The 25,355-nt window shown below is 36.1% G+C and carries 28 protein-coding genes; 8 read left to right on the top strand and 20 right to left on the bottom strand.

All coding sequences use genetic code 11. The annotated features are described in order from the left end of the window. Nucleotide 1 precedes the first annotated feature (1 nt). Both coxB and cyoE read right to left on the bottom strand, forming a co-directional pair. Nucleotides 2-1,051 (bottom strand): cytochrome c oxidase subunit II, encoded by a 1,050-nt coding sequence (coxB, locus tag MKX66_RS27595; RefSeq protein WP_002088304.1) that lies wholly within the window; start codon nucleotides 1,049-1,051, stop codon nucleotides 2-4. A 93-nt stretch (nucleotides 1,052-1,144) separates the two neighbouring features. Then, complete coding sequence (cyoE, locus tag MKX66_RS27590) at nucleotides 1,145-2,068, bottom strand: heme o synthase (RefSeq protein ID WP_002033731.1); 924 nt, start codon at nucleotides 2,066-2,068, stop codon at nucleotides 1,145-1,147. A gap of 497 nt (nucleotides 2,069-2,565) precedes the next feature. Here cyoE and ctaA point away from each other — a divergent pair, with 497 nt between their 5' ends. Next, nucleotides 2,566-3,501 carry a heme A synthase gene (gene ctaA / locus MKX66_RS27585; RefSeq protein WP_002088309.1) on the top strand — a complete coding sequence of 312 codons (936 nt, stop codon included), beginning with the start codon at nucleotides 2,566-2,568 and terminating at the stop codon, nucleotides 3,499-3,501. Between the two features lie 86 nt (nucleotides 3,502-3,587). On the opposite strand, the gene pyc is transcribed toward ctaA, so the two are convergent. The 3 genes from pyc to MKX66_RS27570 all read right to left on the bottom strand — a co-directional run bounded on the left by pyc (nucleotide 3,588) and on the right by MKX66_RS27570 (nucleotide 8,962). Further along, nucleotides 3,588-7,034, bottom strand: coding sequence for a pyruvate carboxylase (gene pyc, locus MKX66_RS27580; RefSeq protein WP_012261618.1), 3,447 nt, complete (start codon nucleotides 7,032-7,034; stop codon nucleotides 3,588-3,590). A gap of 333 nt (nucleotides 7,035-7,367) precedes the next feature. Next, nucleotides 7,368-8,549 carry an FtsW/RodA/SpoVE family cell cycle protein gene (locus MKX66_RS27575; RefSeq protein ID WP_002033727.1) on the bottom strand — a complete coding sequence of 394 codons (1,182 nt, stop codon included), beginning with the start codon at nucleotides 8,547-8,549 and terminating at the stop codon, nucleotides 7,368-7,370. 125 nt (nucleotides 8,550-8,674) lie between these two features. Then, complete coding sequence (locus MKX66_RS27570; protein WP_002190534.1) at nucleotides 8,675-8,962, bottom strand: YlaN family protein; 288 nt, start codon at nucleotides 8,960-8,962, stop codon at nucleotides 8,675-8,677. Between the two features lie 150 nt (nucleotides 8,963-9,112). Between MKX66_RS27570 and MKX66_RS27565 the strand changes: the two genes are divergently transcribed. Then, nucleotides 9,113-9,610, top strand: a complete 498-nt coding sequence (locus tag MKX66_RS27565; RefSeq protein WP_016100695.1) for a hypothetical protein — start codon at nucleotides 9,113-9,115, stop codon at nucleotides 9,608-9,610. A 49-nt stretch (nucleotides 9,611-9,659) separates the two neighbouring features. Here MKX66_RS27565 and MKX66_RS27560 read toward each other — a convergent pair whose 3' ends face one another. Together MKX66_RS27560 and MKX66_RS27555 are read right to left on the bottom strand one after the other, a co-directional pair. Beyond that, nucleotides 9,660-10,988, bottom strand: coding sequence for a PhoH family protein (locus MKX66_RS27560; RefSeq protein WP_002088317.1), 1,329 nt, complete (start codon nucleotides 10,986-10,988; stop codon nucleotides 9,660-9,662). Nucleotides 10,989-11,234: 246 nt separating this feature from the next. Further along, complete coding sequence (locus MKX66_RS27555) at nucleotides 11,235-11,690, bottom strand: pyridoxamine 5'-phosphate oxidase family protein (protein ID WP_002033724.1); 456 nt, start codon at nucleotides 11,688-11,690, stop codon at nucleotides 11,235-11,237. Nucleotides 11,691-11,835: 145 nt separating this feature from the next. Here MKX66_RS27555 and MKX66_RS27550 point away from each other — a divergent pair, with 145 nt between their 5' ends. Further along, entirely contained in the window at nucleotides 11,836-12,036 is a 201-nt protein-coding gene (locus MKX66_RS27550; protein WP_002094429.1) for a YlaI family protein, read from the top strand. A 35-nt stretch (nucleotides 12,037-12,071) separates the two neighbouring features. Here the strand turns inward: MKX66_RS27550 and MKX66_RS27545 are convergent, their stop codons facing one another. The 3 genes from MKX66_RS27545 to typA form a co-directional block, all read right to left on the bottom strand. Continuing rightward, complete coding sequence (locus MKX66_RS27545) at nucleotides 12,072-12,347, bottom strand: hypothetical protein (RefSeq protein ID WP_002033723.1); 276 nt, start codon at nucleotides 12,345-12,347, stop codon at nucleotides 12,072-12,074. A 14-nt stretch (nucleotides 12,348-12,361) separates the two neighbouring features. After that, nucleotides 12,362-12,664 (bottom strand): YlaH-like family protein, encoded by a 303-nt coding sequence (locus MKX66_RS27540; RefSeq protein ID WP_000893662.1) that lies wholly within the window; start codon nucleotides 12,662-12,664, stop codon nucleotides 12,362-12,364. 157 nt (nucleotides 12,665-12,821) lie between these two features. After that, a complete protein-coding gene (typA, locus tag MKX66_RS27535; RefSeq protein WP_002014867.1) occupies nucleotides 12,822-14,666 on the bottom strand; it encodes a translational GTPase TypA in 1,845 nt (614 codons plus the stop codon). A gap of 140 nt (nucleotides 14,667-14,806) precedes the next feature. On the opposite strand from typA, the gene MKX66_RS27530 reads away from it, so the two are divergent. Continuing rightward, nucleotides 14,807-14,986 (top strand): DUF5325 family protein, encoded by a 180-nt coding sequence (locus MKX66_RS27530; RefSeq protein WP_000400127.1) that lies wholly within the window; start codon nucleotides 14,807-14,809, stop codon nucleotides 14,984-14,986. Nucleotides 14,987-15,030: 44 nt separating this feature from the next. Here the strand turns inward: MKX66_RS27530 and MKX66_RS27525 are convergent, their stop codons facing one another. Next, complete coding sequence (locus MKX66_RS27525) at nucleotides 15,031-15,822, bottom strand: inositol monophosphatase family protein (protein ID WP_002033721.1); 792 nt, start codon at nucleotides 15,820-15,822, stop codon at nucleotides 15,031-15,033. An 88-nt stretch (nucleotides 15,823-15,910) separates the two neighbouring features. Further along, entirely contained in the window at nucleotides 15,911-16,099 is a 189-nt protein-coding gene (locus MKX66_RS27520; RefSeq protein WP_002121995.1) for a hypothetical protein, read from the bottom strand. Between the two features lie 205 nt (nucleotides 16,100-16,304). Here MKX66_RS27520 and MKX66_RS27515 point away from each other — a divergent pair, with 205 nt between their 5' ends. Then, entirely contained in the window at nucleotides 16,305-16,931 is a 627-nt protein-coding gene (locus tag MKX66_RS27515) for a YktB family protein (protein ID WP_002014864.1), read from the top strand. Between the two features lie 80 nt (nucleotides 16,932-17,011). Here MKX66_RS27515 and MKX66_RS27510 read toward each other — a convergent pair whose 3' ends face one another. Beyond that, complete coding sequence (locus tag MKX66_RS27510) at nucleotides 17,012-17,281, bottom strand: UPF0223 family protein (protein ID WP_002014862.1); 270 nt, start codon at nucleotides 17,279-17,281, stop codon at nucleotides 17,012-17,014. A gap of 383 nt (nucleotides 17,282-17,664) precedes the next feature. On the opposite strand from MKX66_RS27510, the gene speA reads away from it, so the two are divergent. Together speA and MKX66_RS27500 are read left to right on the top strand one after the other, a co-directional pair. Beyond that, nucleotides 17,665-19,137: an arginine decarboxylase gene (gene speA / locus MKX66_RS27505; protein ID WP_002128878.1), complete on the top strand. Its 1,473-nt coding sequence runs from the start codon at nucleotides 17,665-17,667 to the stop codon at nucleotides 19,135-19,137. Nucleotides 19,138-19,755: 618 nt separating this feature from the next. Then, entirely contained in the window at nucleotides 19,756-20,586 is an 831-nt protein-coding gene (locus MKX66_RS27500; protein ID WP_002066931.1) for a protein-glutamine gamma-glutamyltransferase, read from the top strand. 37 nt (nucleotides 20,587-20,623) lie between these two features. On the opposite strand, the gene MKX66_RS27495 is transcribed toward MKX66_RS27500, so the two are convergent. The 4 genes from MKX66_RS27495 to MKX66_RS27480 form a co-directional block, all read right to left on the bottom strand. Further along, nucleotides 20,624-20,752 carry a GapA-binding peptide SR1P gene (locus MKX66_RS27495; protein ID WP_002142969.1) on the bottom strand — a complete coding sequence of 43 codons (129 nt, stop codon included), beginning with the start codon at nucleotides 20,750-20,752 and terminating at the stop codon, nucleotides 20,624-20,626. Nucleotides 20,753-20,796: 44 nt separating this feature from the next. Then, a complete protein-coding gene (locus MKX66_RS27490; protein WP_002033839.1) occupies nucleotides 20,797-20,925 on the bottom strand; it encodes a GapA-binding peptide SR1P in 129 nt (42 codons plus the stop codon). A 59-nt stretch (nucleotides 20,926-20,984) separates the two neighbouring features. After that, nucleotides 20,985-21,113, bottom strand: coding sequence for a GapA-binding peptide SR1P (locus MKX66_RS27485; protein WP_000536778.1), 129 nt, complete (start codon nucleotides 21,111-21,113; stop codon nucleotides 20,985-20,987). A 195-nt stretch (nucleotides 21,114-21,308) separates the two neighbouring features. After that, nucleotides 21,309-21,605: a DUF3055 domain-containing protein gene (locus MKX66_RS27480; protein WP_000462037.1), complete on the bottom strand. Its 297-nt coding sequence runs from the start codon at nucleotides 21,603-21,605 to the stop codon at nucleotides 21,309-21,311. Nucleotides 21,606-21,739: 134 nt separating this feature from the next. Between MKX66_RS27480 and MKX66_RS27475 the strand changes: the two genes are divergently transcribed. Next, nucleotides 21,740-22,132, top strand: coding sequence for a DUF1885 family protein (locus tag MKX66_RS27475; RefSeq protein WP_002014853.1), 393 nt, complete (start codon nucleotides 21,740-21,742; stop codon nucleotides 22,130-22,132). A 1-nt stretch (nucleotide 22,133) separates the two neighbouring features. Here MKX66_RS27475 and MKX66_RS27470 read toward each other — a convergent pair whose 3' ends face one another. From MKX66_RS27470 to pdhC, 3 genes are all read right to left on the bottom strand, one after another. Then, nucleotides 22,134-22,361: a hypothetical protein gene (locus MKX66_RS27470; RefSeq protein WP_002088334.1), complete on the bottom strand. Its 228-nt coding sequence runs from the start codon at nucleotides 22,359-22,361 to the stop codon at nucleotides 22,134-22,136. Nucleotides 22,362-22,573: 212 nt separating this feature from the next. Beyond that, nucleotides 22,574-23,986 (bottom strand): dihydrolipoyl dehydrogenase, encoded by a 1,413-nt coding sequence (lpdA, locus tag MKX66_RS27465; protein WP_002014851.1) that lies wholly within the window; start codon nucleotides 23,984-23,986, stop codon nucleotides 22,574-22,576. Between the two features lie 5 nt (nucleotides 23,987-23,991). Next, entirely contained in the window at nucleotides 23,992-25,284 is a 1,293-nt protein-coding gene (gene pdhC, locus MKX66_RS27460; protein ID WP_002033838.1) for a pyruvate dehydrogenase complex dihydrolipoyllysine-residue acetyltransferase, read from the bottom strand. Nucleotides 25,285-25,355: the final 71 nt, after the last annotated feature.

The following is a 25,355-nucleotide window of genomic DNA, read 5'->3' as shown; positions in this document are numbered from 1 at the left end:
TTTATTTTTCAATCTTTAACGTTTGTAAATATGCATTTAATGCATTAATTTGATCATCCGTTAAGTTGCCATATTTACCAGTCATTTTATTACCTGGTTTCATATTTTCAGGATCTTTGAGCCATTTTTTTAAGTTCTCTTCATTATTTTCGGCAATACCAGCAACCATATCGCGATCTGCGAAGTTTGCTAAGTTCGGTGCGATACGAGCAGAAGGTGGTCTACTATCATTTGATCCAACTGCATGACAACCAATACAGCTTTTATTAAATATTTCTTGACCCTCTTGCGCCTTTGTAGAAGCTACTTCTTTTTTTCCATCAATCTTCTTCATGTCAGCAAGCCACTTTTTGTACTCGCTTTCATCCAGAGCTTTCACTTTGAACTGCATTAAAGAATGTGATGGGCCACAAAACTCTGTACAAAAACCATTATAAGTGCCCGATTTATCTGCCTTTAACCACATTTTGTTTACATTATCTGTATTTGTATCCATTTTCCCAGCTAAAGATGGAACCCAAAACGAATGTTTAATATCGGCACCCTTCAAATTCAAATACACTTTCTTACCTGTGGGGATAACTAAATCTTGAGAAGTTACTATTTTTTCTGATTTATAAGAAAATTCCCACCAATAAAGATTCGCTGTTACATCAACAACGATAGTATCTTTATCAATATTCTTTTTCTCCATCGCACTTACATCAGCAAGCTTGAATGTATATGTAACAGTCGGAACAGCCAAGATTAACAAAAGAATAATCGGAATGACTGTCCATATAATTTCTAGTTTGTGATTTCCTTCAACTTGCTCTGGAATATAATCTTCCTCACCCTTTTTTTGTCGGAAACGCACAATTACATATAAGAAAATAATAGTAACTACAAGTACTACTCCTACCATGATTGCACTCGCTAGCAAGAGCAAATCATATTGCATTTTTGCTACTTCCCCTTGCGGAATTAAAGTAGACTGAAAAGCTTTACCGCATCCCCCTAACAGTAAAGCCAGCAGTGAAACGAACGAAAGCAGTCGCCACTGTTTCTTCATACAAACAACCCCCACTTTCTTTGTGAATTAGATTGTACTTTATAGTTAAGTAAAGTAAATCTCAACGTAAAGAAATCCAATCATGTCGTTGTCTTAGAAGAATGTAACTACAATCATTGACACAAATAAGATTGTTAAGTAATTCAGGGAATAAACAAACATTTTTACGGACCACTTGATGTCATCTTGCTGACGGAAGCCATAAAGCCCTAATGCGATCCATCCGATGTTAAGCAATGTTGCAATTACCATGAATGTTATTCCAAGTCCACTCATATAAAATGGTAGTGGTAATAAACATACTGTCCAAATCATAATCTGACGTTTCGTAATATCAAATCCCTGTACAACAGGAAGCATTGGGATTCCTGCATTTCGATATTCATCAACACGCTTCATCGCTAATGCGAGGAAATGTGGGATTTGCCAAATAAACATAATTAAAAATAACATCCAAGCAATTGGATGATTTAAAGACGGATCAATTGCCGCCCATCCAATTAAAGGTGGAACTGCTCCTGATATACTACCTACAACAGTATTTAACGTATATTTTCTCTTCGTCCATAACGTATATAAAACAACATATGTGAAGGCACCAATAAATGAGATTAACACTGCCATCGGTGTAGTAAGTAATAAAAATGCAAAGCCAAGAAGTAAAATTACAAGTCCAAATGCAAGTGCAAAGCCAGGTTTATATTTACCTGTTACCGTTGGACGATTTTTTGTTCTTTCCATTAATGGATCGATATCTCGGTCAATGTAGTTATTTAAACAACATACCCCTGCCATAATTAATGCCGAACCAACGATTGTGAAAAATAACTTATCTAGATTGTCCATAACACTCAATCCATTAAAATGTAAAGCCAACCAAAATCCTGTAAATACAGTAAGTGTATTTGAGTTTACAATCCCCATTTTAACGAGCGCTGATAAATCTTGTAACCGAGTTGTTTCCGGTACAATTGAAACAGCTGACTCATCATGCAGCTCACTTGTTGCATGGTTCATCACTTTAACCCCCTCTTAAACCTATCATCTTTCTAAGCATATATTTCATGTGAAATATTTCGCTTCTATATAGCAATATTATTACAGTAGAAATATTGTTAACCCATTCTACTACTAATCTACGCCCATACTCCAATATATTAAATCACATTTCCCGAACATTTTGTGAAGAAAACATGAACTTTTTGTGTCAAACATTAAAAAACTTTATTCTAATTTATCCTTATCATAACATGATGTTATCTTCTATAATAAACTATTTTGTCATATTTAGCATGTATTCTCCCCATTTCTTTTCAAAATAGCCTGAATTCCTCCTAAAATATGTATTTTAAATCCCATTTTTTTCTTTATAATACGTACGTTGTCCTCGCCCTCCATTTCTTTGCTATTTTATTATTTTTTATATATCATAGGACTGTAGCACGTTTTATTCTATACATAATGGAATGAAAATATTTCGCAATAACTTCATAGCAGAAAGATGGTGAAAGAGATTGCAACGCTTTATTAAATGGTTAGCAGTCATTACAAGTCTCGATTTATTAGTAGTTTTACTAGGAGGCGCTTTAGTTACAAAAACGGGTTCAGGCCAAGGATGCGGCAAATCATGGCCTCTTTGTAACGGTGAATTTGTTCCATCTAATTTATCAATGGAGACTATTATTGAGCTAAGTCACCGCTTAACATCTGGATCAGCCGGAATCCTTGTTACTCTTCTTTGTATCTTGTCCTGGAAATATTATAAACATGTGCGCGAAACAAAGACGTTAGCAATTTTATCCTTCGTATTTTTAGTTGCACAAGCATTAATGGGGGCGGCGGCGGTTGTTTGGGGTCAAATGCCTGCTGTATTAGCTATTCATTTCGGTATTTCCTTAATTTCATTTGCTTCTGTCATCTTGTTAACGTGTCTTATTTTTGAAATTGATCAGAAATTTGATGCACGTTCACTTATTATGGACAAAAAAATGAAATTTCATATTTATGGTGTAACAATTTACAGTTATATCGTTGTCTACACAGGAGCTTTAGTACGTCACGAACGAGCTACCTTAGCCTGTCCAGACTTCCCTTTATGTAGCAAAAGTAGACCTATGCCAACTCAACTACATGAGTGGGTTCAAATGGGACATAGAGTTGCAGCGATGTTAATTTTCGCTTGGATACTATATGCGATGATTATCGCTATTCGCCATTACAAGCAGCAGCGTGTAGTATACTGGGGATGGATTATTTCATTTATCCTTGTTACACTTCAAGCTATAGTAGGGATTTTGGTCGTATTTACAAATGCTAGTTTAGCAATGGCATTATTACATTCGCTCTTCATTTCTTGCCTGTTTGCTGTACTATGCTATTTAGTTATGATAGGTACAAGAAGTACAGTCAATGCAAAAGAAACTGAATCAACTTCTAAGCAAACAAAATAAAGTAAAACTATAATACCTTGCCAATTCGGCAAGGTATTATTTACACACAAAAAAGAGCTGCTTTCGCACAGCTCTTTTTCTTTATTTTAATGATCTAATTCAATGAGTAAATCTCCCGTTTGAATTGCATCCCCATCATTTACATATACTTTTTTCACTTTACCACTAAATGGCGCTTGAACCGTCGTTTCCATTTTCATAGCTTCTGTAATTGCCATGGAATCACCTTTTTTCACTTCATCGCCTTCTTTTACAACTACTTTAATAACAGTTCCCGGCATCGTTGCGCTAATATGATTTGGATTTTCACGATTCCCCTTCACACGCTGTGCAACAGTTGATTTCACGTTTTCATCTTTCACTACGATTTCACGCGGTTGTCCATTAAACTCCAGGTAAAGCACACGATTTCCATCTGGCTGTGGCTCCCCAATGGAAACTAGTTTAACCATCAATGTTTTACCTTGCTCGATTTCCACATCAATTTCTTCACCAAGTCTCATACCATAGAAGAATGTCGGTGTATCAAGCACAGATACATTTCCATAAATCCCAGCAACTTTTTCGTAGTCCATAAATACTTTTGGATACAATGCATATGCGACTACATCAAAAATTGTTACTTCGCGTCCAAGTTTGTGGAATAACTCTTCTTTTAAAGCATCGAAATCTACTGGTTCTAATAATTCACCCGGTCTTACTGTTAATGGCTCTTTCCCTTTTAAAATAATTTTTTGTAATTCTTTCGGGAAACCACCATATGGTTGTCCTAAATCTCCAGAGAACATTTCAACAACAGATCCTGGGAAGTCCATAGCATGTCCACGTTCTAAAATATCTTGTTCTGTTAGGTGATTTTGAACCATAAATAATGCCATATCACCGACAACTTTAGATGATGGTGTTACTTTTACAATGTCGCCAAACATATCATTAACACGGCGATACATCACTTTAACTTCATCAAAGCGATCTCCTAAGCCAACCGCTTTTGCTTGTTGTTGAAGATTACTATACTGTCCACCCGGCATTTCATGCATATATACCTCTGTGTGAGGAGCATTCATACCACTTTCAAATGGAGCATAATATTTTCGTACATCTTCCCAATAATGAGATAGTTTTTCTAATGAGTCTATATTAACATCTGGCTGTCTTTCGTTTCCACCTAACGCATAGTATAGTGTATTCGCACTTGGTTGTGACGTTTGACCAGCCATTGAACTCACCGCTACATCGACAATATCAACACCTGCTTCAATTGCCTTCGTATACGTTAAAATACCATTTCCGCTCGTATCGTGTGTGTGCAGGTGAATTGGAATCGACACCGTCTCTTTTAATGCTGAAACTAAATCATATGCTGCGTTTGGCTTTAGTAAGCCCGCCATATCTTTAATTCCTAAAATGTGAGCTCCTGATGCTTCCAACTCTTTTGCTAAATTTTTATAATAATTTAAATCATATTTACTGCGTAACGGATCATGAATGTCTCCTGTGTAACACATTGTTGCTTCTGCAATCTTACCAGTATCTCGTACAGCATCAATTGCAACTCTCATGCCTTCTACCCAGTTTAAGCTATCAAAAATACGGAACACATCAATTCCGGCTTGCGCGGAACATTCTACAAATTTTTGAATTAAATTATCTGGATAGTTTTTGTATCCAACTGCGTTTGAAGAACGAAGTAACATTTGGAATAAAACGTTTGGCATTTTTTCACGAAGATCTAGTAATCGTTCCCATGGATCTTCTTTCAAGAAACGATATGCAACATCAAACGTTGCACCGCCCCACATTTCTGCTGAGAATAAGTTTGGTAACATTCTCGCTGTCGGCTCTGCAATGTGATGTAAATCTTTTGTACGAACACGAGTTGCAAGTAATGACTGATGTGCATCACGGAATGTTGTATCAGTTAAAAGTACACGCTTTTGATCTTGTACCCACTTTACTAATCCATCCGCTCCACGCTCATCCAAAATTTGTTTCGTTCCATTTTGCATTGGCTCTGAGTGTATCACATTTGGTATACGAGCATCTGGGAAAATTGGTTTCTCTTTTTTCCCTACTCCAGGGAAGCCATTTACTGTTACTGTACCAATATAATTTAACATTTTTGTTCCGCGGTCTTTACGTTTCGGGAACAAGAATAGTTCAGGTGACGCGTCAATAAATGAAGTGTCATATTCTCCTGATAAGAAGTTTTTATGTTTTACTACATTCTCTAGGAATGGAATATTTGTTTTAATACCACGAATACGGAATTCTTTTAAGTTACGTTCCATTTTTGCAGCGGCTTGTTCAAAAGTAAGTGCCCAAGTAGTAACTTTTACAAGTAAAGAATCGTAGTACGGTGTAATAACTGCACCTTGGAAACTATTACCTGTATCAAGACGAACACCAAAACCACCGCCTGATCGGTACGCCATAATCTTTCCTGTATCAGGCATAAAGTTATTAAGTGGGTCTTCTGTTGTTACACGAGATTGGATTGCAAATCCATGCACAACCACTTCCTCTTGCTTAGGAACACCTACCATTTTGCTATGTAATGCATGTCCATCAGCTATTAAAATTTGCGATTGAACGATATCCACTCCTGTAATCATCTCTGTAATCGTATGTTCAACTTGAACACGTGGGTTTACTTCAATGAAGTAAAACTCATCACCTTTTACAAGGAATTCTACCGTTCCAGCATTTAAATAATTTACATTTTTCGTTAACTTTACTGCAGCATCACAAATACGCTGACGCAAATCATCTGAAAGCGACACGCTCGGTGCAATTTCAACTACTTTTTGATGGCGTCGTTGTACAGAGCAATCACGCTCATACAAATGAACAACATTACCTTCTTCATCTGCTAAAATTTGTACTTCTATATGTTTAGGTTTTTCAACGAATTTTTCAACGTACACTTCATCATTACCAAAGGCTGCTTTTGCTTCTGATTTCGCGCGATTATACGATTCTCTTAACTCTTCACTAGCACGTACAATACGCATACCGCGACCGCCGCCACCAAGGGATGCTTTAATAATAATCGGGTAATCATACTTTTCAGCAAATTCTTCAACTTCTTCTATTGAATTTACTGGACCATCACTACCAGGAATAATTGGAATTTGTGCTAGCTGCGCTTGTGTTCTTGCTTTAACTTTATCTCCAAACATGTCTAAATGCTTACTTTTTGGACCGATAAAGATAATCCCTTCTTCTTCACAACGTTTTGCAAATTGAATATTTTCTGACAAGAAACCATATCCAGGGTGGATTGCATCTACATGATTACTTTTCGCAATCTCAATAATGCCTTCAATATCTAGATAAGCATCAATTGGCTTTTTCCCTTCCCCAACTAAATAGGACTCATCGGCTTTATAGCGATGATAAGAACCGCTATCCTCTTTAGAATAGATCGCAACTGTGTTTAATCCAAGTTCTGAACATGCTCGGAACACACGAATTGCTATCTCTCCACGGTTAGCTACCAATACTTTTTGAATACGTTGCAGCTTTGTCATGATTTTCCCCCTCTATTTTCCTACCACTCTAGAGATAAAATACATACACACTCTAAAGAGCGTGAAGTTCTTCACTTTCTACATTATATTATACTTAGAAAGCTTCACTTTATTTTTATCCATCATACCTTATTTTTCAACAAATGATAAGTTTTCTGATCGATTTGTTTCACAAAAATAGTATAGCATACCTCTTCCTTTTCTAACAACAATATTGTATATCACATTCACTTAAATGTAATATACTTTTCGTTTTATAACAATCAATATTGTATCACATTTAAAATCTAACAAAATAAAAAACACATTGAACTCTAGAGCTCAATGTGTTTTTTATTTTACAACAACAAGATGCGGTCCACCTTGTTCTATTTCGTTAGTCAATTTGTTTTGTTGTTTCTCTTGTCGTTTTACATAACTAGCAATATTTAACAGTATACCCATTGCAAGTAAATTAGCCAATAAAGAACTACCACCATAACTTATAAACGGTAATGGTACCCCTGTAAGCGGTATTAACCCAGACATACCACCAACATTTATAAAAGTTTGAACTCCAAACAAACTTGCAATTCCAATTGCTATTAAACTTCCAAACGGATCTCTGCACTTTTGTGCAACCCTAAATGCCCGAATAATAATAAGTAGTAAACAGATTAAAATGACAGCTACGCCTATAAATCCAAGTTCTTCAGATATAATTGCCATAATAAAATCTGTTTGCGGTTCTGGTAAGTATCCATATTTTTGCACACTGTTCCCTAACCCTCGACCATTTAGCCCTCCTGAAGCAATTCCAATAAAAGAATTTATTAATTGGAACCCATCATTTTGAGGATCGTTAAATGGATCAAGAAAAACTGAAAACCGAGCTTTTTGGTACTGACTTAACTTATAGTTCCCAATAAAATATAACGCTGGAATCCATATTATAGACGTTAAGAGGAATCGCTTTATACTTAAATTAACATTAACTCCTGAACAAAAGAACATAATCAGTACAGTTCCACCTATTAGTATATCGGTCCCTAAGTCATTTTGAAGTAAAATTAATCCCATCGCTCCACCGACAACAGCTAGAGGAGGAATTATCCCTTGTACAAAAGCTGTTTGCGTTTCTTGTTTCTTAGCAAAAAAGTTTGCTAGCGTAATAATAACCGTTATTTTCACAAACTCAGCTGGTTGTATACCTAATATCCATCCTTTTGCACCATTTATGACCTGACCGAAAAGAAAGGCTGCTGCTAATAGACCAATACTCCCTATTCCCATTGCGATCAAAACTATTCGCTTTCTCCACAACTTATAAGGAATGGCAACTATAATCGCTAACATTATCGTTCCAACAGCTAGAGCAAATAATTGTTTTTTAAAAAAGTAATCTGCTGGCCAGTTATGTCTCGACGAAATCGCAACAATGGAACTAGAACTATATACCATTATTACTCCCAGCACACATAAGATAACAAGAGGAAGTAATAAGGAATAATCCATCGATTTCCATACTTTTTTCATTTCATTTCCTCTTTCTGTTTCAATTTAATTATTGTTGTATTCCATATGTATATAGGTTCTTCCTTCTTTATTATACAAATAAAAAGCCCAAACTATTTCAGTTTGAGCCCCCTTATTTGAACCCGTTATTGTTGTTTGTTTGTAAATGCTTCATGAAGTGCAGACAACTCACGTTCGAGCTCTCCTAACATTGCTTTCCCTTGTTCTTCTCCAATAAGATCAAGGCGAACCGCAAAATCGACCTCGCGGGATAGTCCAAACATTTGTGTGTCTAAAACTTCTTCATATAATGGACATTGCGGCATTGTAAGATTGTCCATTTGTACCTTAATAAGTCTTAAAATCTTCTCTGCATCCGCTTGTAGAAGGGCTAGTGCCTTTTCCTGATGATTTGATACTGTCTCAGACGCCAAATTGATTCCCTCCGTTTCCGTCCTACTCTCTCATATCTATTAATATTAGCGATAGTTTTAATAAATTGCAATAGAAACATTTTTTGTGACAACAGTGCCTAATACTATTATACTGAAAAGTGGGAGTATAACACAAATGGGGGAACAACAATGAGCGAAATTTTATTTATTAATGGAAAAGTTCGTTTTCCAATCACTATCGATCCAACTGTATGGATTTTCGATGATCGAAAAATAGATTTGACAACTTACTTTGATGAAACTAGAGAAGACTCATCCGAATTAGAAACATACTTAAAACATACTTCAGAGCATTGGGATCGCGAAATCCGTGATGGTGCTGCCTTCCCGCCAATACAACAAAGTGTAAAGAAATATAAAAAAGAACAGCTTATTAACGGGACATTTGGCATACCACTTCATCCATTTCTAAAAAATGCTGAAATTTTAGAAGATGCTACTCATGTCGAAATTGCAACCACAGACAATACAATTACACTTCCGTTAGAAACAGCCCATAAAGCTATTCTCGGTTTTTCAAAAGAAGGTAAACCATTACGAGAAGACGGGCCTGTTCATCTATATTTCCATGATGGATCTAATAGACAAAATCCGATTCGTAACATCCGTAAATTTACAATCATTTAAATTGTATAATTAAAAGGCAAAAAAGGAGTGAGCTTAAGCTCACTCCTTTTTATAATAAATCCGCTGCTAGTTGTGCTAAATTAGAACGCTCTCCTTTAACAAACTTTACATGACCACTAATACGTTGTTCTTTAAACTTCTCTACAACATATGTTAAACCGTTATTATATTCATCTAAATACGGGTGATCAATTTGCTGAGGATCCCCCATTAATACAATCTTACTTTTTTCGCCTACCCTTGTTAATATCGTCTTTACTTCATGCTTCGTTAAATTTTGTGCCTCGTCAATTATAATGAATTGGTCTGGAATACTTCTCCCGCGTATATAGGTAAGCGCTTCTACTTCAATCGAACCCATTCCAGCTAAAATAGCATCTAGCTCCCCAGGCTTTTTCGTATTGAATAAATACTCTAGATTATCAAAAATCGGCTGCATCCACGGTCTTAATTTTTCCTCTTTCTCTCCTGGTAAATAGCCTATATCTTTCCCTACCGGTACAATTGGTCTCGCGACAAGTAGCTTTTTATATAATCCTAAATCTTCCGTTTGCATTAGTCCCGAAGCTAATGCAAGTAACGTTTTTCCTGTACCGGCTTTCCCTGTTAACGTTACAAGTGGAATATCTTCCCGAAGTAGCAATTCTAATCCCATAATTTGCTGCACGTTTCGTGGGCGTATCCCCCACACTTGTTCATTGTGAAAAATAAGTTTTTTTACCTTCTTACCTAAATGATCCACAATCCCAAGTGCAGAACTAGAACCCCCTAGTGCATCTTTCATTACAACAAACTGATTTGGATAAAAAGGATGATTTGCGATTTCAGATAAAGGCAGTTCACCTTTTTCATAAAAATAATCTAACTGTTCTTTTGATATATACCCTTCTAAAAATCCTGAATATATATTTTCCACTTCGATTACTCGGTCACTTAAATAATCTTCGGCCTGCAATCCGATTGCATCAGCTTTTACCCTTACGAGTACATCTTTACTTACTAAAATAACTGATTTCCCGTCCTCTTTTTCTTGTTCTTCTAAAGAGAGGTTTTTCGCTACCGCTAAAATTCGATTATCATTTGTTTTTTCTACAAAAATATCTTGCAGTTGAACAAACGAGCGATGATTTAATTCAATACGAAATGTACCGCCGTTTTCTAACGGAATACTTTCATGCAGCTTCCCTATTTCGCGAAATTTGTCGATTAACTTAGATACATAGCGAGCATTTCGTCCTACTTCATCCATATAACGTTTTTTCGAATCAACCTCTTCTAATACAACTGCTGGAATCACTACTTCATTTGTTGCAAATGAAAAAATAGATAAAGGATCCTGCAAAAGTACATTCGTATCTAACACATAAATTTTATCCAACCTGTTACCCCCTGACTCCACTTTTAAATTTGTAGAACAAGGGTTTCATCCATAAAATATGGACGAACCATTGTTATAATTATATGTACCGTAAAAACGAGGTAGAATCGAAACTCATAGAAATTAAACCTTTTCTTTATTTTTTATTCATTTCTATTCAATATATTACTTTTTATTATAATTTTTCACATTAAATCACAATACTCACTTGTAAAAGTTTATGAACGATGTTCCTATTCATCTTCTTTATAATTCTTTCATTCCTACTAATACTTGGTTATCAAGCTTTTTAGCTGCTCGAAGATCATATGTTTTTTCATATGTTGGTTCAGTAGCAAGTTTCGCACCATAAAACATAACATCACGAACTTCTTGTACATTCACTTCTACTACCGTTAATTTTAGAGGAATCCCTTCCATTCTATCTGTTAAAATTTTACTTTCGCCACTTATGGAAAATACGGATTCATTCGCCATTATAGTCAATACAACCCCTGCACTATGCCGTATATTCCCCACAATACGTGAGCGTTGATCTACCGCAAATCGAATACTAGTTTCACTCACTGCATATACCCAAGAAATAGCACTTACGTTAGGAATTTGTTTTTCGAAATCTGTTGTTGCTATCATAACGATACACTCTTTACGCAAAGATTGTACTAAATCACCTGTCAATGTAGGCTCAACTACATTCGCCATATTTCCACCTCCAAATATTATTTATATATCCTTATCATAACCTATTTTTCGAATTGCGAAAATATTATTTTTTCCCGCTATTATTCAAAAACATTATGCTTCCATGATATACTTATACTGATAGAATTCGTATTGAGGTGACGAAATGAGAGTCAGATGTATGATTTGTGATAAAAAAGATATGTTAGATGACGAAAATCCTATGGCAAAAAAACTGCGTAATCGCCCTATTCATACATATATGTGCATGGAATGTACGGAACGCATTGCAGAGCGTACTATGGAACGCCATGCAAGTGGTAATTTCCGATTATATCGTGATAAAAAAGTAGAAGACGATTGGTAAACCGTAAATAAGTCCTTAATCATATAGATAAGGACTTATTTGTATTTTTCTGGTTCACGATTCATCTGATCCAAAAAACAATCAATGGCTTCTACTGGAAATCTTGCACACCTTATTTCTCCATCAATTTCATATGTAATTAAATACATTTCCTCGTTCTTTTCCACTTCTACATTTCGTAATTTATGCTCTTCATATATCATATTTCGAAATAATACATACGTTTCTTGTGCAGCGCTATCATCTGGACGCGCTTCCGCAACCGTTTTAATTGTTAACCAATTATATAGTGCATCTTGTACCGAGCGCATGAAACTCCCCCTTTTCACCCTGCCTTTTGTTGTTTCGCTTGACGTAAACGTAATCTATAAATTCCAAGTACAATCGCCGCTACAACGAGCCCCTCTCCAACTGGTAAAAAAACTGCAAAGAAAGTTAATACCGTGCATCCAATTGCTAAAGATATGTATATTACTATATTTTTTAGCACTGATAGCTTCCTTGCAAATCCTAAATTATATACAAGTGCACTCAATATAATAATTGTTCCATAAAGTAACCACATCCCTAGTTCTGGATTTTCATCAACTTTGCACAATTTCGCGAAAAATGACATTCTTTCTAACACTATCTTTCCTCCCTTCTCATAAAAACAAATTTTCTTTATGTACTTAATACAAGAGTAACTCGCAAAAAAAATACTGTCCACAAAAAAGAATAAATATTCTAAAAATAAACAAAATAAAAAAACAACTACCTTTATAAAGGTAGTTGTTTTTTTATTTTTACGCTTCTACAGATTTCTTTTTCTTAGCAGCTCTTTCGCGCTCACTCTTATCAAGAATCTTTTTACGTAGACGAATTGATTCTGGAGTTACTTCACAGAACTCATCATCGTTTAAGTACTCTAATGACTCTTCTAAAGTCATTAAGCGTGGTTTTTTCATTGTTGAAGTTTGATCTTTCGTTGCAGAACGAATATTCGTTTGTTGTTTCATTTTTACAACGTTAACTGTTAAATCATTCTCACGTGTATGTTCTCCAACGATCATACCAGCATATACTTCTGTACCTGGTTCAACGAAGATTACACCACGGTCTTCAACTTGCATAATACCGTATTGTGATGCTTTTCCTGCTTCAAGTGAAACTAGAACACCTTGACGACGTCCACCCACTTGTCCAGCATGTACTGGTTGGTAGCAATCAAATGTGTGGTTTAAAATACCATAACCACGAGTTAATGTTAGGAATTCTGTTGTGTAACCAATTAACCCACGTGCTGGAACCATGAAAGTAAGGCGAACTTGACCGTTTCCGTTATTCACCATATCTAACATTTCACCTTTACGTGCGCCCATTGATTCCATAATAGAACCAGTGTATTCTTCAGGAACATCGATTTGTACGCGCTCTACAGGCTCACTTCTTACGCCATCGACATCTTTAATAATTACTTCAGGCTTAGATACTTGTAGTTCATAACCTTCACGACGCATGTTTTCAATTAAGATAGATAAATGTAACTCTCCGCGTCCAGATACGATCCATGCATCAGGAGAATCTGTATTATCTACACGTAAACTTACATCTGTCTCTAATTGTGAACGAAGACGCTCTTCAATTTTACGAGAAGTAATGAATTTACCTTCACGACCTGCAAATGGGCTGTTATTTACAAGGAATGTCATTTGTAATGTTGGCTCATCAATACGTAATAATGGTAAAGCCTCTTCATGCTCAACCGGACATACCGTTTCACCTACGTTAATGTCTTCCATACCTGAAACAGCTACTAAATCTCCAGCTTTTGCTTCTTCAATTTCTTGACGTTTTAATCCAATGTAACCAAATAATTTAGTTACACGGAATTGTTTTACACTTCCGTCAACTTTCATTAATGCAACTTGTTGTCCTACTTTCATTGTACCGCGGAATACGCGTCCAACCCCAATACGACCAACATAGTCATTGTAATCAAGAAGTGCTACTTGGAATTGAAGTGGCTCTTCGCTGTTATCAATTGGTGCTGGAATATGTTCAATGATTGTGTCAAACAATGATTTCATATTCTCTTCTTGATTTGCTGGATTTGAATCTAAGCTTGCTGTTCCGTTCATTGCTGATGCAAATACAACTGGGAACTCTAATTGATCTTCGTTTGCACCAAGTTCGATGAATAAGTCAACTACTTCATCAACTACTTCATCAGGGCGAGCGAAGTCACGGTCAATTTTGTTTACAACAACGATTGGAGTTAAGTTTTGCTCAAGAGCTTTCTTTAAAACAAATCGTGTTTGTGGCATACAACCTTCATATGCATCAACTACAAGTAGAACACCATCAACCATTTTCATGATACGTTCTACTTCTCCACCGAAGTCAGCGTGACCAGGTGTATCTAAAATGTTAATTCTTTTATCTTCATAGTGAATCGCAGTATTCTTCGCTAAAATTGTAATACCACGTTCTCTTTCTAGATCATTTGAGTCCATTGCGCGTTCTTCAATATGTTCATTCGCACGGAACGTCCCCGCTTGACGTAATAACTGGTCAACAAGTGTTGTTTTACCATGGTCAACGTGGGCAATAATTGCTATATTTCGTAAATCTTGTCGTTTTTTCAACATGTCCAACTCCTAATGTCTTTTTAATCCTTCTCTATTATAAGAGCGAAGGGGATACAATGGCAATCAAAATAAAATCAAGAATGAAAATATAGTTGTATTCTTACTTTTGTGAAAGTAAAATAAGATTGGAGGGTGAAGAAATGGAACACATTCAATATCGCTTTTTATTAACAGCAATTATCGGTGTTATCTTCTTAATTGGTATCGGAATTATGATTGCTGAAAATAGTCCCATCGGCATTATTATTTGCATTATCGGCACATTTGTTACAGTTGGATACGGTTTTGTAACAAAAAGAAAAATGCGTAAATCGCAATAACATTAAAAAGTAAGAAGCTTCTTTATGCCTCTTACTTTTTTTCATTATTGCGATACAAATGGTAATAATTCTTCGTATACTCCTGGTTTTGCCACTAACACACTGCTTTTCTCTACAATAGAAAGAGGCGTTCCCAAGAACGTTGTCACTTTACCGCCAACTTCCTCTACAATAATCTGTCCCCCGCCAAAGTCCCATGGCGATAAGCGCGGTGTTACATATGCGTCTAATCTTCCTGTGGCAACATATACCATTTCTAACGCTGCACAACCATATGACCTCGTACCTCTCGCCTTCTTAACGAGCATCATCATTTTTTCCATATTAAGCAATGGATTATCAGTAAGCCATATCGCATTCAAAGCTATAACTCCATGCTCTACCGTTCCTTTTTCCAACATGGGAATAGCTAAATCATTGCAAAAAGCCCCTTCTCCCTTTACCGCATGATATAGTTCGTCATGAACTGGATCATAAATAAGACCAATCTTTCCGATACCGTTCTCATAAATCCCGATTGAGATTGCGAAATTTCTTTTTTGATGAACAAAGTTCATCGTGCCATCAATTGGATCAATTAACCAAACAACCCCATTAGAAGAGGTAATCTCATCTCCATAGCCTTCTTCTCCTAAAATATTATGAGCCGGGAATGTTTCTTTAATTTTCCCAATTAAAAACTGCTCCGTTTCTCGGTCCATATTTGTTACTAGATCAGCTGCATTTGACTTTGTTTCTATAATAAGTGTTTTTTTCAGTGACGCCATTAATTGTTCTCCGGCTTCTCGAATCCACTGTTTCGCGTGTGTATCGATGTCTTTCCATACTTCTTGCATGTTTAAACACTCCGATCTATACTGTTCACAGAAAAAACGAACCCTTTATAAGGTTCGCACCAACTAATTATTTATACATATACTATTATTACGCTTCTAAACGGATCATTTCAAGTCTTAACACTTCTAATTTTTGTACGCACTCTTCTTTTTTCTGTTTGTCGTTATCCATCATCGCATCATATAAAGTTGCTAATTCATAATCTAGCTCCAAACGTAGCACCGGAATTCTCTTTTCAGCATCTGTTCTCTTTAACGCATTAATCACCTGTCTCATTTTTTTGCCTCCTCCCAATATTCGTCTGCCCTCGGACTAGAATTGATTCAATTTTCTGATTTTTTGTTTTATACTATACTATGTTGGATAAATCATCTATGCAACAAAATTATATTTTTTTATTTAAATTTTTTTGTGATGTTTTTTTTATGAATAGTACAAGCTATGCTAAAATTAAAACAAAATAGGAGTTGGAGGAACAATCATGACACTACAAACATTCACATCAACTGATTTTGAAGTCTTTACTGTTGATGGTCTTGAAGAACGAATGAGCGCAATTAAAACGAATATTCATCCTAAGCTAGAAGCTTTAGGGGAACAATTTGCAGAATATTTATCACAACAAACTGATGAAAACTTTTTCTACCATGTAGCAAAACATGCACGCCGCAAAGTCAATCCACCAAACGATACTTGGGTTGCTTTTTCAACAAATAAACGTGGATATAAAATGTTACCACACTTTCAAATTGGTTTATGGGGTACTCACGCCTTCATATACTTTGGTTTAATCTATGAGTGTCCACAAAAAGTGGAGACGGCTCACGCCTTCTTAGAACATTTAAATGATTTAAAAACAAATATTCCAAATGACTTCGTTTGGTCCATTGACCATACTAAACCAGGTGTAAAACTACATAAAACGCTTGAAACGGAAGACTTACAAAAGATGATTGAACGTTTAGCTACTGTGAAAAAAGCAGAGTTATTAGTCGGTATTCATATATCACCAGAGGAGTTTTCAGCAATGACCAACGAACAATTCCTTGCTAAGATTGAATCTACGATGCAACCACTCCTTCCTTTATATGCACTTTGTAATCGATAGTAGAAAACGGACAATTTATATTGTCCGTTTTTAGTTGTTATCACATTATAGCACTTTGCATTTTAATTTTCAAAATATTTTTACATTTTTACAATCTTTTTTTCCGCTACTTCTTTTGCTCTTTGAATCGTACGATATATAGAATATCCACTTACTTCTTGAAATTCTTTATCAATTTTTTTCTCCGCTGCCTTCGATGGCACAATCTCTTTAAAACGACGATATAATTCCATCAAATCTTCTCTCAAAACTCCTTTTTCATATACCTTTTCAATCGCTTCATAAAACTTTACAACTGCTACCATTTCTTCATTTGACCAATTGTAATCAAGTGGATATTGATATTCCATTTTTGCACCTCATTCAGTATTCTTTCTTTTTCCATTATGCTACCTTTAAGACAACCTTTTATTCTTCACTATAGCCACTCTGCATTATACACCATTTATCCATTTCAATGGAATTGTCTTCCTCTTTGCAGTATTTAAAATATAACTATTAAACATACTCACCTTGAAAATGCGATTTTTCTATACATCTATAATTATTGGTGATATAATGCTTTTGTTTTATAGAGAATAAAGTGAGACTACCATCCCAAAAAAGGCTTTTGCGAATGGCAGAAAAACAAGTCAAGTTCTAAAAGTTTGTCATCTTAATTTCCTTTTAGAATCAGATGAAATCATATAAAACAAACTCTAATAAATATTACGAAGAAGAAGGGGTGTATAGATTGTCCCAATACGAAACACCATTGTTTACCGCTTTAGTTGAGCACAGTAAGCGAAATCCAGTTCAATTCCATATTCCTGGTCATAAAAAAGGACAGGGCATGGATCCTACATTTCGCGAATTTATTGGGCATAATGCATTAGCAATTGATTTAATTAATATTGCGCCGCTCGATGATTTACATCATCCAAAAGGTATGATTAAAGAAGCACAGGATTTAGCAGCCGCTGCTTTCGGTGCAGATCATACGTTCTTTTCTATTCAAGGTACAAGTGGTGCAATTATGACAATGGTGATGAGCGTGTGCGGTCCTGGGGATAAAATCCTCGTGCCACGGAATGTGCATAAATCAGTAATGTCAGCTATTATTTTCTCAGGTGCAAAACCAATTTTCATGCATCCTGAGATTGATCCGAAGCTCGGTATTTCACATGGGATCACAATTCAATCTGTCAAAAAGGCTCTTGAAGAGCACTCAGATGCGAAAGGCTTACTTGTTATAAATCCAACATATTTTGGGTTTGCTGCAGATTTAGAGCAGATTGTAGAATTAGCTCATTCTTACGATATTCCTGTACTTGTTGATGAGGCTCACGGTGTTCATATCCATTTTCATGATGAACTACCAATATCAGCTATGCAAGCAGGTGCAGATATGGCAGCAACAAGTGTTCACAAATTAGGTGGGTCTTTAACCCAAAGCTCTATTCTTAATGTAAAAGAAGGTCTTGTGAACGTAAAGCATGTCCAATCCATTATTAGCATGCTTACGACTACATCAACTTCTTACATTTTGTTAGCATCCCTTGATGTTGCTAGAAAACGTCTTGCTACAGAAGGAACAGCTCTCATAGAACAAACAATACAATTAGCTGAGCATGTTCGTGATGCTATTAATGCTATTGAGCATCTTTATTGTCCCGGAAAAGAAATGCTAGGAACAGATGCTACTTTTAACTATGATCCTACAAAGATAATTGTATCTGTAAAAGATTTAGGTATTACAGGCCATCAGGCTGAAGTATGGCTTAGAGAACATTACAACATTGAAGTAGAACTCTCTGATTTATATAACATACTTTGTCTTATCACATTTGGAGATACAGAAAGTGAAACAGATACACTTATTACAGCATTACAAGATTTAGCAGCAACATATAGAAATAGAGCAGACAAAGGTGTTCAAGTACAAGTAGAAATACCTGAAATACCTGTGCTAGCACTTTCTCCTAGAGATGCCTTTTATTCAGAAACAGAAGTCATTCCATTTGAAAACGCAGCAGGTCGTATTATAGCTGATTTTGTTATGGTTTATCCGCCAGGGATTCCAATCTTTACTCCGGGGGAAATTATTACACAAGATAACTTAGAGTATATTCTTAAAAATTTAGAAGCTGGGTTACCTGTACAAGGTCCTGAAGATATGACATTACAAACATTACGTGTTATTAAAGAGTACAAGCCTATCAGTTGATAGGCTTTTCTTTCACCTTTTTTCTCTTTTTTTCATACGATACTAAAGAATTTGACATTCCCACCCTAATGGGGCAAGCTGACTAACATCAGTGGGATTCTTGCTACCTAAGGCGAAGTCCATTTCTGGTATCGCTGACGTGCAAGATTGCGGTGTGCCATCACCACTCTCACAACAGACCGTATAGGTTCGTGAGCTACTGTACTATACCATACCGTACAGATTCGTGTTCAGGTGTTTTAGCGTCTTGTTCTTGACGACACATATCATTTTACCGATAGCTTGAATTCGGCTATCGAACTCCCTATGCTATCTTTTTTCAAAGAACACATTGGCGTTTTAAAGACTTGTACTTGTCTGTAGTTAAAGTCTACCAAAATATAAAGTGAAACTTTAATCAGTGGGGTTTTGTTCATCCCCACTGATTATTAGCCTTCACCAATCGGGCGTTTACGGGCAGCAGGGCTCCAGCCGAATTTTGAGGTGGAATTCTTACTGCCCGCAAATAGCGGGATAAATGTTTTTCTATGAAAAAGCGATACTTTCATCCTATGTCTAAAGTCCAATATAGGCTTTCCCGTATCGCGAAATCTGTAACGTATAGGTGGGGATACCATTATGATTGTGATAGGCCGTTCTATTGTACACCCTTATATCACAAATGAATATGAGCCATTTGCAGCTGAAAAACAACAGATTTTATCCATAATGGCGGGAAATCAAGAAGTTTATTCCTTCCGAACAGCCGATGAACTCAGCTTTGATCTTAATTTACGAGTTAATATTATTACTTCCGCGCTAGAACTTTTTCAAAGTGGATTTCAGTTTCGTACGTTTCAACAATCTTTTTGCAACCCTCAGTTTTGGGAAAGAACATCACTTGGCGGATTTCAACTACTCCCAAACATAGCCCCTTCCATTGCCATCCAAGATATTTTTAAAAACGGAAAACTATATGGAACTGAATGTGCCACCGCAATGATTATCATTTTTTACAAAGCATTACTATCATTATATGAGGAAAAAACTTTCAACCGTCTATTCGCAAACCTCTTACTTTATACATGGGACTACGATCGCGACTTAAAGCTCATAACAAAAACGAGTGGCGATATCGTTCCAGGTGACCTCGTTTACTTTAAAAATCCACAAGTTAATCCAGCTACGATTGAGTGGCAAGGAGAAAATACAATCTATCTAGGAAACTTCTTTTTTTACGGACATGGCGTAGGCGTAAAAACGAAAGAGGAAATTATTTATTCATTAAATGAACGAAGGATTCCTTATGCTTTTATTTCAGCTTATTTAACCGATTTTATTACTCGTATTGATAGCCGTATGATGAGTCAATATGCCCCTCCTAACACACCACAAACATCAATAGGATTTATTCCTATTAGAGATGATGCAATTGTTGCAACAGTCGGGCATACAACTACAATCTATTAAAAAAACGCCTACATGTGTAGGCGTTTTTTCTTAATTATTAAGCTTTTGTATGTTCTGTATGGTCACATTCGCAATGAGATCCACATTTCCCATAAAGTACTGTTGATTTTTCATCTTCAAAATGTGCGATTGTTCCTTCACAAACTTGGCATACGATTGTTCCCATTTTCATTTCCCCCTGAGTTTAAAGAATAATCTACTTATATATGATTAAGCTTTCGCATTGTCTCTACTAGCACAGTCACAATTGGAACCACATTTCCCATAAAGTACTGTCGTTTTCTCATCTTCAAAATGTCCGATTGTTCCTTCACAAACTTGGCATACGATTGTTCCCATTTTTCATTTCCCCCTAAGTTTATGGTCCTAAAAACTTTTAGCTGTCAATTTCCTATCAATTATTGGGCTTTTGTATGTTCTGTGTGATCACATCCGCAAGATCCACATTTCCCGTAAAGTACCGTTACTTTCTCATCCTCGAAGTGTGCAATTGTACCTTCACAATCTTGACATACGATTGTTCCCATTTTTCATTTCCCCCTAAGTTTATAATCCCAAAAACTTTTGTAACCGCTTAACTTTCTGTCTTTATTTTAATATGTTATACTTTTTACGTCAATAGGTTTTTAGTATAACACATTAAATATTTTAAAATTAAATTAGTATGCGATATTAACACAAAAAAACAGCCATATCTCATACGTACGACTGTTTCTTGTTAATTATTCTTCATACTCCGCATGCAAAGAAGTAGACGGAACAAGAAATTTAAAAAACTGAGCTAACTCCTCCGCCTCCTCTTCCGATCCTAACTTAAAAGTTTCCTGTATATATGGAACATTTTCTACATCATCTCTCCCAAGCAAAGTAGATCTCCCTGTTTGCATACAAACAATAAGTGGCTTTCCAAAAAACATATTTGTATAAATAACTCCAAAATCATAACGTGTATCATGCGTCATAAATCCTAAAAATCGTACCTTCACACTTTCATGCTCATCATACAATTTTTCAAACATGAGTTTCCACCTTTCTAAATAACACTTCCTACTCATTAATATATTAAACAAAAAAAGTAATACTCCTTTTAATTGTCAAAAAATTCAGTAGGATGTAGAATGATATTATTCTACTAAGCTAAGGGGGAATTTGTATGCAACACGCCTTTATCACACTTGTACCTAAATCCAATCAACAATCTGTTTCAATAGAAGATGTTAAACACCTTTTTCATAACTATAAAACCGTTACTTCCAAGACTGGTGATCAAATTAATTATGCTTATACAAATACAGCTTTTCCTTATGAAATATTAGATACATCAGCAACAACATTAAAACTCCAATCGAGTCACGATCGATATGATTCTATTTATGTTGGGATTGGAATAGAAAAGGAACAATCTTTTATTCAGGTTTCTTTGCCTACTACAGCAACATTTGGTGATAAAGGAAAAGCAAATGAATTTAGCCGTTTTCTAGCGAAGAAATTAGAAGGAGAGTTACAACTATTTAATGGAAGAACAATGTATTTCTATAAACGTTAATTTAAAAAATAGAGAATATGATTAAAAAAAGTATGCAATTTGAACACGTAAGGAATAATGCCTGCTTTCTTACGTGTAATACAAAACATGCAATCACATATGCCAAATAAAGAAATACGAAAAAGAGAATTACTTTATAATGAAACTTATCACCATTCGATAATGTTAATACAATGGAAAAACCACTCCATAATAGAAAATGATAAAATATAACATGTAATATTCTCATGGAACCTTCTCCTTTGACATGCTCTATTTTATTAATATATGGGATTAAGTTTGAATCAATTACATATTATATAACGGCATATATGCTAACGGTTCATTTAAAGTATTATATATTCATTCGACAAGTACATATAAAGACCTTGCAAGTCATTTTATGAAAATAAAAATACCCCATCTCTTTAAATAAGAGATGGGGTATTTACATTACTTAAATTATTTTACAATGTGAATTGGCATTCCAAGAGCAACTTCCGCTGCTTCCATTGTGATTTCACCTAATGTTGGGTGAGCATGGATTGTTTGAGCGATATCTTCAGCTGTCATTCCAGCTTCGATAGCTAAACCAATCTCAGAGATAATATCAGAAGCACCTGCACCTGCAACTTGTGCACCTACAAGAAGACCATCTTCTTTACGCGTTACAAGTTGTAAGAAACCGTCAGTGCTGTTTAATGATAACGCACGACCGTTTGCAGCGAATGGGAACTTAGATACAGCTACTGTCATTCCTGCTTCTTCAGCTTGTTTCTTAGTGTAACCAACAGATGCTAATTCTGGATCAGTGAAGCATACTGCAGGAATTCCGATGTAATCGATTGCTGATGCATGGCCACTAATTACTTCAACAGCTACTTTACCTTCGTAAGAAGCTTTGTGAGCTAATGGTGGTCCAGGAACGATATCACCGATTGCATAGATGTTTGAAATATTTGTACGGCATTGCTCATCAATTTCGATAATGCCACGGTCAGTCATTTTAATTCCAACTTGCTCAAGACCGATTTCTTGAGTGTTTGGACGACGACCTACAGTTACTAATACGTAATCTGCTTCTACAGTTTGGATTTCACCGTTAACTTCAAAGCTAACTTTTACGCCAGTTTCTGTTTCTTCAACGCCTTTAGCCATAGCTTTTGTATGGATATTTACGTTACCTTTTTTCTGTAGAGCACGTTTAACAACAGAGCTCATAGCTTTTTCGAAACCAGCTAAGATTTCGTCGCCAGCTTCTACTACAGTAACTTCTGTACCGAAGTTAGCATATGCAGTACCTAATTCCATACCGATGTAACCGCCGCCGATTACAACAAGTTTTTTAGGAATTTCAGGTAAGCTTAAAGCGCCTGTAGAGTTGATAACACGTTTAGAGTATTTGAATCCTGGAATTTCGATTGGTGTAGAACCAGTTGCAAGAACAGCATTTTTAAACGTATAAGTTTGTGCTGCATCTTCAGTCATTACGCGTAATGTGTTAGCATCTACGAAGTAAGCTTCACCGCGAATGATTTCAACTTTGTTACCTTTAAGAAGGCCTTCAACACCGCCAGTTAATTTCTTAACTACGCCGTTTTTCCATTCTTGAACTTTTGTAAAGTCAACTTTTACGTTCTCTGCAGTGATACCCATGTCATCAGAATGCATTGCATTCTCATAACGATGACCTGCATTGATTAACGCTTTTGAAGGAATACATCCAACGTTTAAGCATACGCCACCAAGGTTAGATTTTTCAATAATCGCTACCTTTTGACCTAATTGTGCTGCACGAATTGCCGCAACGTATCCACCAGGACCTGCACCAACAACGACTGTATCTAATTCAATTGGGAAATCTCCTACTACCATTGTTATTACGCCTCCATTACTAATAATTGTGGGTCATTCAATAGACGTTTAATTTGGTTTAATGCTTTTTGAGCAGTTGCGCCGTCAATTAAACGATGGTCAAAGCTTAGAGATAATGCTAATACTGGAGCTGCAACGATTTCACCGTTTTTCACAACTGGTTTCTCAGCGATACGGCCGATACCAAGGATTGCTACTTCTGGGTGATTGATAACTGGAGTGAACCATTGTCCACCTGCAGAACCAATGTTTGTAATTGTGCAAGAAGCACCTTTCATTTCAGTTGGAGCTAAACGACCATCACGTGCTTTACCAGCAAGTTCATTGATCTCGTTAGAGATAGTAAAGATAGATTTACGATCTGTATCTTTAACAACTGGTACTAATAGACCTTTGTCTGTATCAGCTGCGATACCGATGTTGAAGTAATGTTTATGAACGATTTCTTGAGAAGCATCGTCTAAAGCAGTATTCAACATTGGGAATTCACGTAATGCAGATGTTAAAGCTTTTACAACGTATGGAAGGTAAGTTAATTTAATACCTTTGTCAGCTGCAACAGCTTTGAACTTCTTACGGTGAGCAACAAGTTCTGTTACATCTACTTCATCCATTAATGTTACGTGAGGAGCTGTATGCTTAGAGTTAACCATTGCTTTCGCAATCGCTTTACGGATACCACTCATTTTCTCACGAGTTTCTGGATATTCACCAGCTGGGATTGGTTGTGCTTTTGGTGCTTCTTCTTTCGCTGCTGCTGCTGGAGTAGCTTCTACTGCTGCTGGAGCCTCAGTTGCTGCTACAGTTTGTCCACCATTTGCAAATGCATCGATGTCAGTTTTCACAACACGGCCGTTCTTACCAGAACCAGCTACTTTATGAATGTCTACACCTTTTTCACGAGCATATTTACGAACAGATGGCATAGCGATTACACGCTCATTTACTACTTCTGCAGTTGCTGCTGGAGTAGTTTCCGCTGCTGGAGCTTCTACTGCTGCTTCTTCAGCTTTTGGAGCTTCATCATGATCGTCACCTTTAAATTTAAGGTTTTCGTATCCAGGAGCATCAAATTTAATTAATGTATCTCCTACAATTGCAACTGTTCCTTCTTCTACAAGTACTTCAAGTACTTTACCTTTAACAGGAGAAGGGATTTCTACTACTGCTTTATCATTTTGTACTTCAAGAAGTACATCATCTTCATTTACTTCATCGCCTGGTTTAATAAACCATTTTACGATTTCACCTTCGTGGATACCTTCACCGATATCTGGTAGTTTAAATTCAAATGCCACGGAATTCAGCCCCCTGATTCATTTCATTATTATGGAATATGTACAAAAGAAACCAGCATGTGCTGATTTCT

The sequence above is a fragment of the Bacillus sp. FSL R9-9530 genome (assembly GCF_038008145.1).
Lineage (GTDB): Bacteria > Bacillota > Bacilli > Bacillales > Bacillaceae_G > Bacillus_A > Bacillus_A mycoides.
This window is presented reverse-complemented; position numbering and strand designations above follow the sequence as displayed.

Bases quoted from the DNA above. Each gene is read 5' to 3' on its own strand.
- coxB (WP_002088304.1), bottom strand. From the start codon at position 1,051: ATGAAGAAACAGTGGCGACTGCTTTCGTTCGTTTCACTGCTGGCTTTA.
- cyoE (WP_002033731.1), bottom strand. From the start codon at position 2,068: ATGAACCATGCAACAAGTGAGCTGCATGATGAGTCAGCTGTTTCAATT.
- pyc (WP_012261618.1), bottom strand. From the start codon at position 7,034: ATGACAAAGCTGCAACGTATTCAAAAAGTATTGGTAGCTAACCGTGGA.
- MKX66_RS27575 (WP_002033727.1), bottom strand. From the start codon at position 8,549: ATGAAAAAAGTATGGAAATCGATGGATTATTCCTTATTACTTCCTCTT.
- MKX66_RS27565 (WP_016100695.1), top strand. From the start codon at position 9,113: ATGAGCGAAATTTTATTTATTAATGGAAAAGTTCGTTTTCCAATCACT.
- MKX66_RS27555 (WP_002033724.1), bottom strand. From the start codon at position 11,690: ATGGCGAATGTAGTTGAGCCTACATTGACAGGTGATTTAGTACAATCT.
- MKX66_RS27550 (WP_002094429.1), top strand. From the start codon at position 11,836: ATGAGAGTCAGATGTATGATTTGTGATAAAAAAGATATGTTAGATGAC.
- MKX66_RS27545 (WP_002033723.1), bottom strand. From the start codon at position 12,347: ATGCGCTCGGTACAAGATGCACTATATAATTGGTTAACAATTAAAACG.
- typA (WP_002014867.1), bottom strand. From the start codon at position 14,666: ATGTTGAAAAAACGACAAGATTTACGAAATATAGCAATTATTGCCCAC.
- MKX66_RS27530 (WP_000400127.1), top strand. From the start codon at position 14,807: ATGGAACACATTCAATATCGCTTTTTATTAACAGCAATTATCGGTGTT.
- MKX66_RS27525 (WP_002033721.1), bottom strand. From the start codon at position 15,822: ATGCAAGAAGTATGGAAAGACATCGATACACACGCGAAACAGTGGATT.
- MKX66_RS27520 (WP_002121995.1), bottom strand. From the start codon at position 16,099: ATGAGACAGGTGATTAATGCGTTAAAGAGAACAGATGCTGAAAAGAGA.
- MKX66_RS27515 (WP_002014864.1), top strand. From the start codon at position 16,305: ATGACACTACAAACATTCACATCAACTGATTTTGAAGTCTTTACTGTT.
- MKX66_RS27510 (WP_002014862.1), bottom strand. From the start codon at position 17,281: ATGGAATATCAATATCCACTTGATTACAATTGGTCAAATGAAGAAATG.
- MKX66_RS27500 (WP_002066931.1), top strand. From the start codon at position 19,756: ATGATTGTGATAGGCCGTTCTATTGTACACCCTTATATCACAAATGAA.
- MKX66_RS27495 (WP_002142969.1), bottom strand. From the start codon at position 20,752: ATGGGAACAATCGTATGCCAAGTTTGTGAAGGAACAATCGCACATTTT.
- MKX66_RS27490 (WP_002033839.1), bottom strand. From the start codon at position 20,925: ATGGGAACAATCGTATGCCAAGTTTGTGAAGGAACAATCGGACATTTT.
- MKX66_RS27485 (WP_000536778.1), bottom strand. From the start codon at position 21,113: ATGGGAACAATCGTATGTCAAGATTGTGAAGGTACAATTGCACACTTC.
- MKX66_RS27480 (WP_000462037.1), bottom strand. From the start codon at position 21,605: ATGTTTGAAAAATTGTATGATGAGCATGAAAGTGTGAAGGTACGATTT.
- MKX66_RS27475 (WP_002014853.1), top strand. From the start codon at position 21,740: ATGCAACACGCCTTTATCACACTTGTACCTAAATCCAATCAACAATCT.
- MKX66_RS27470 (WP_002088334.1), bottom strand. From the start codon at position 22,361: ATGAGAATATTACATGTTATATTTTATCATTTTCTATTATGGAGTGGT.
- lpdA (WP_002014851.1), bottom strand. From the start codon at position 23,986: ATGGTAGTAGGAGATTTCCCAATTGAATTAGATACAGTCGTTGTTGGT.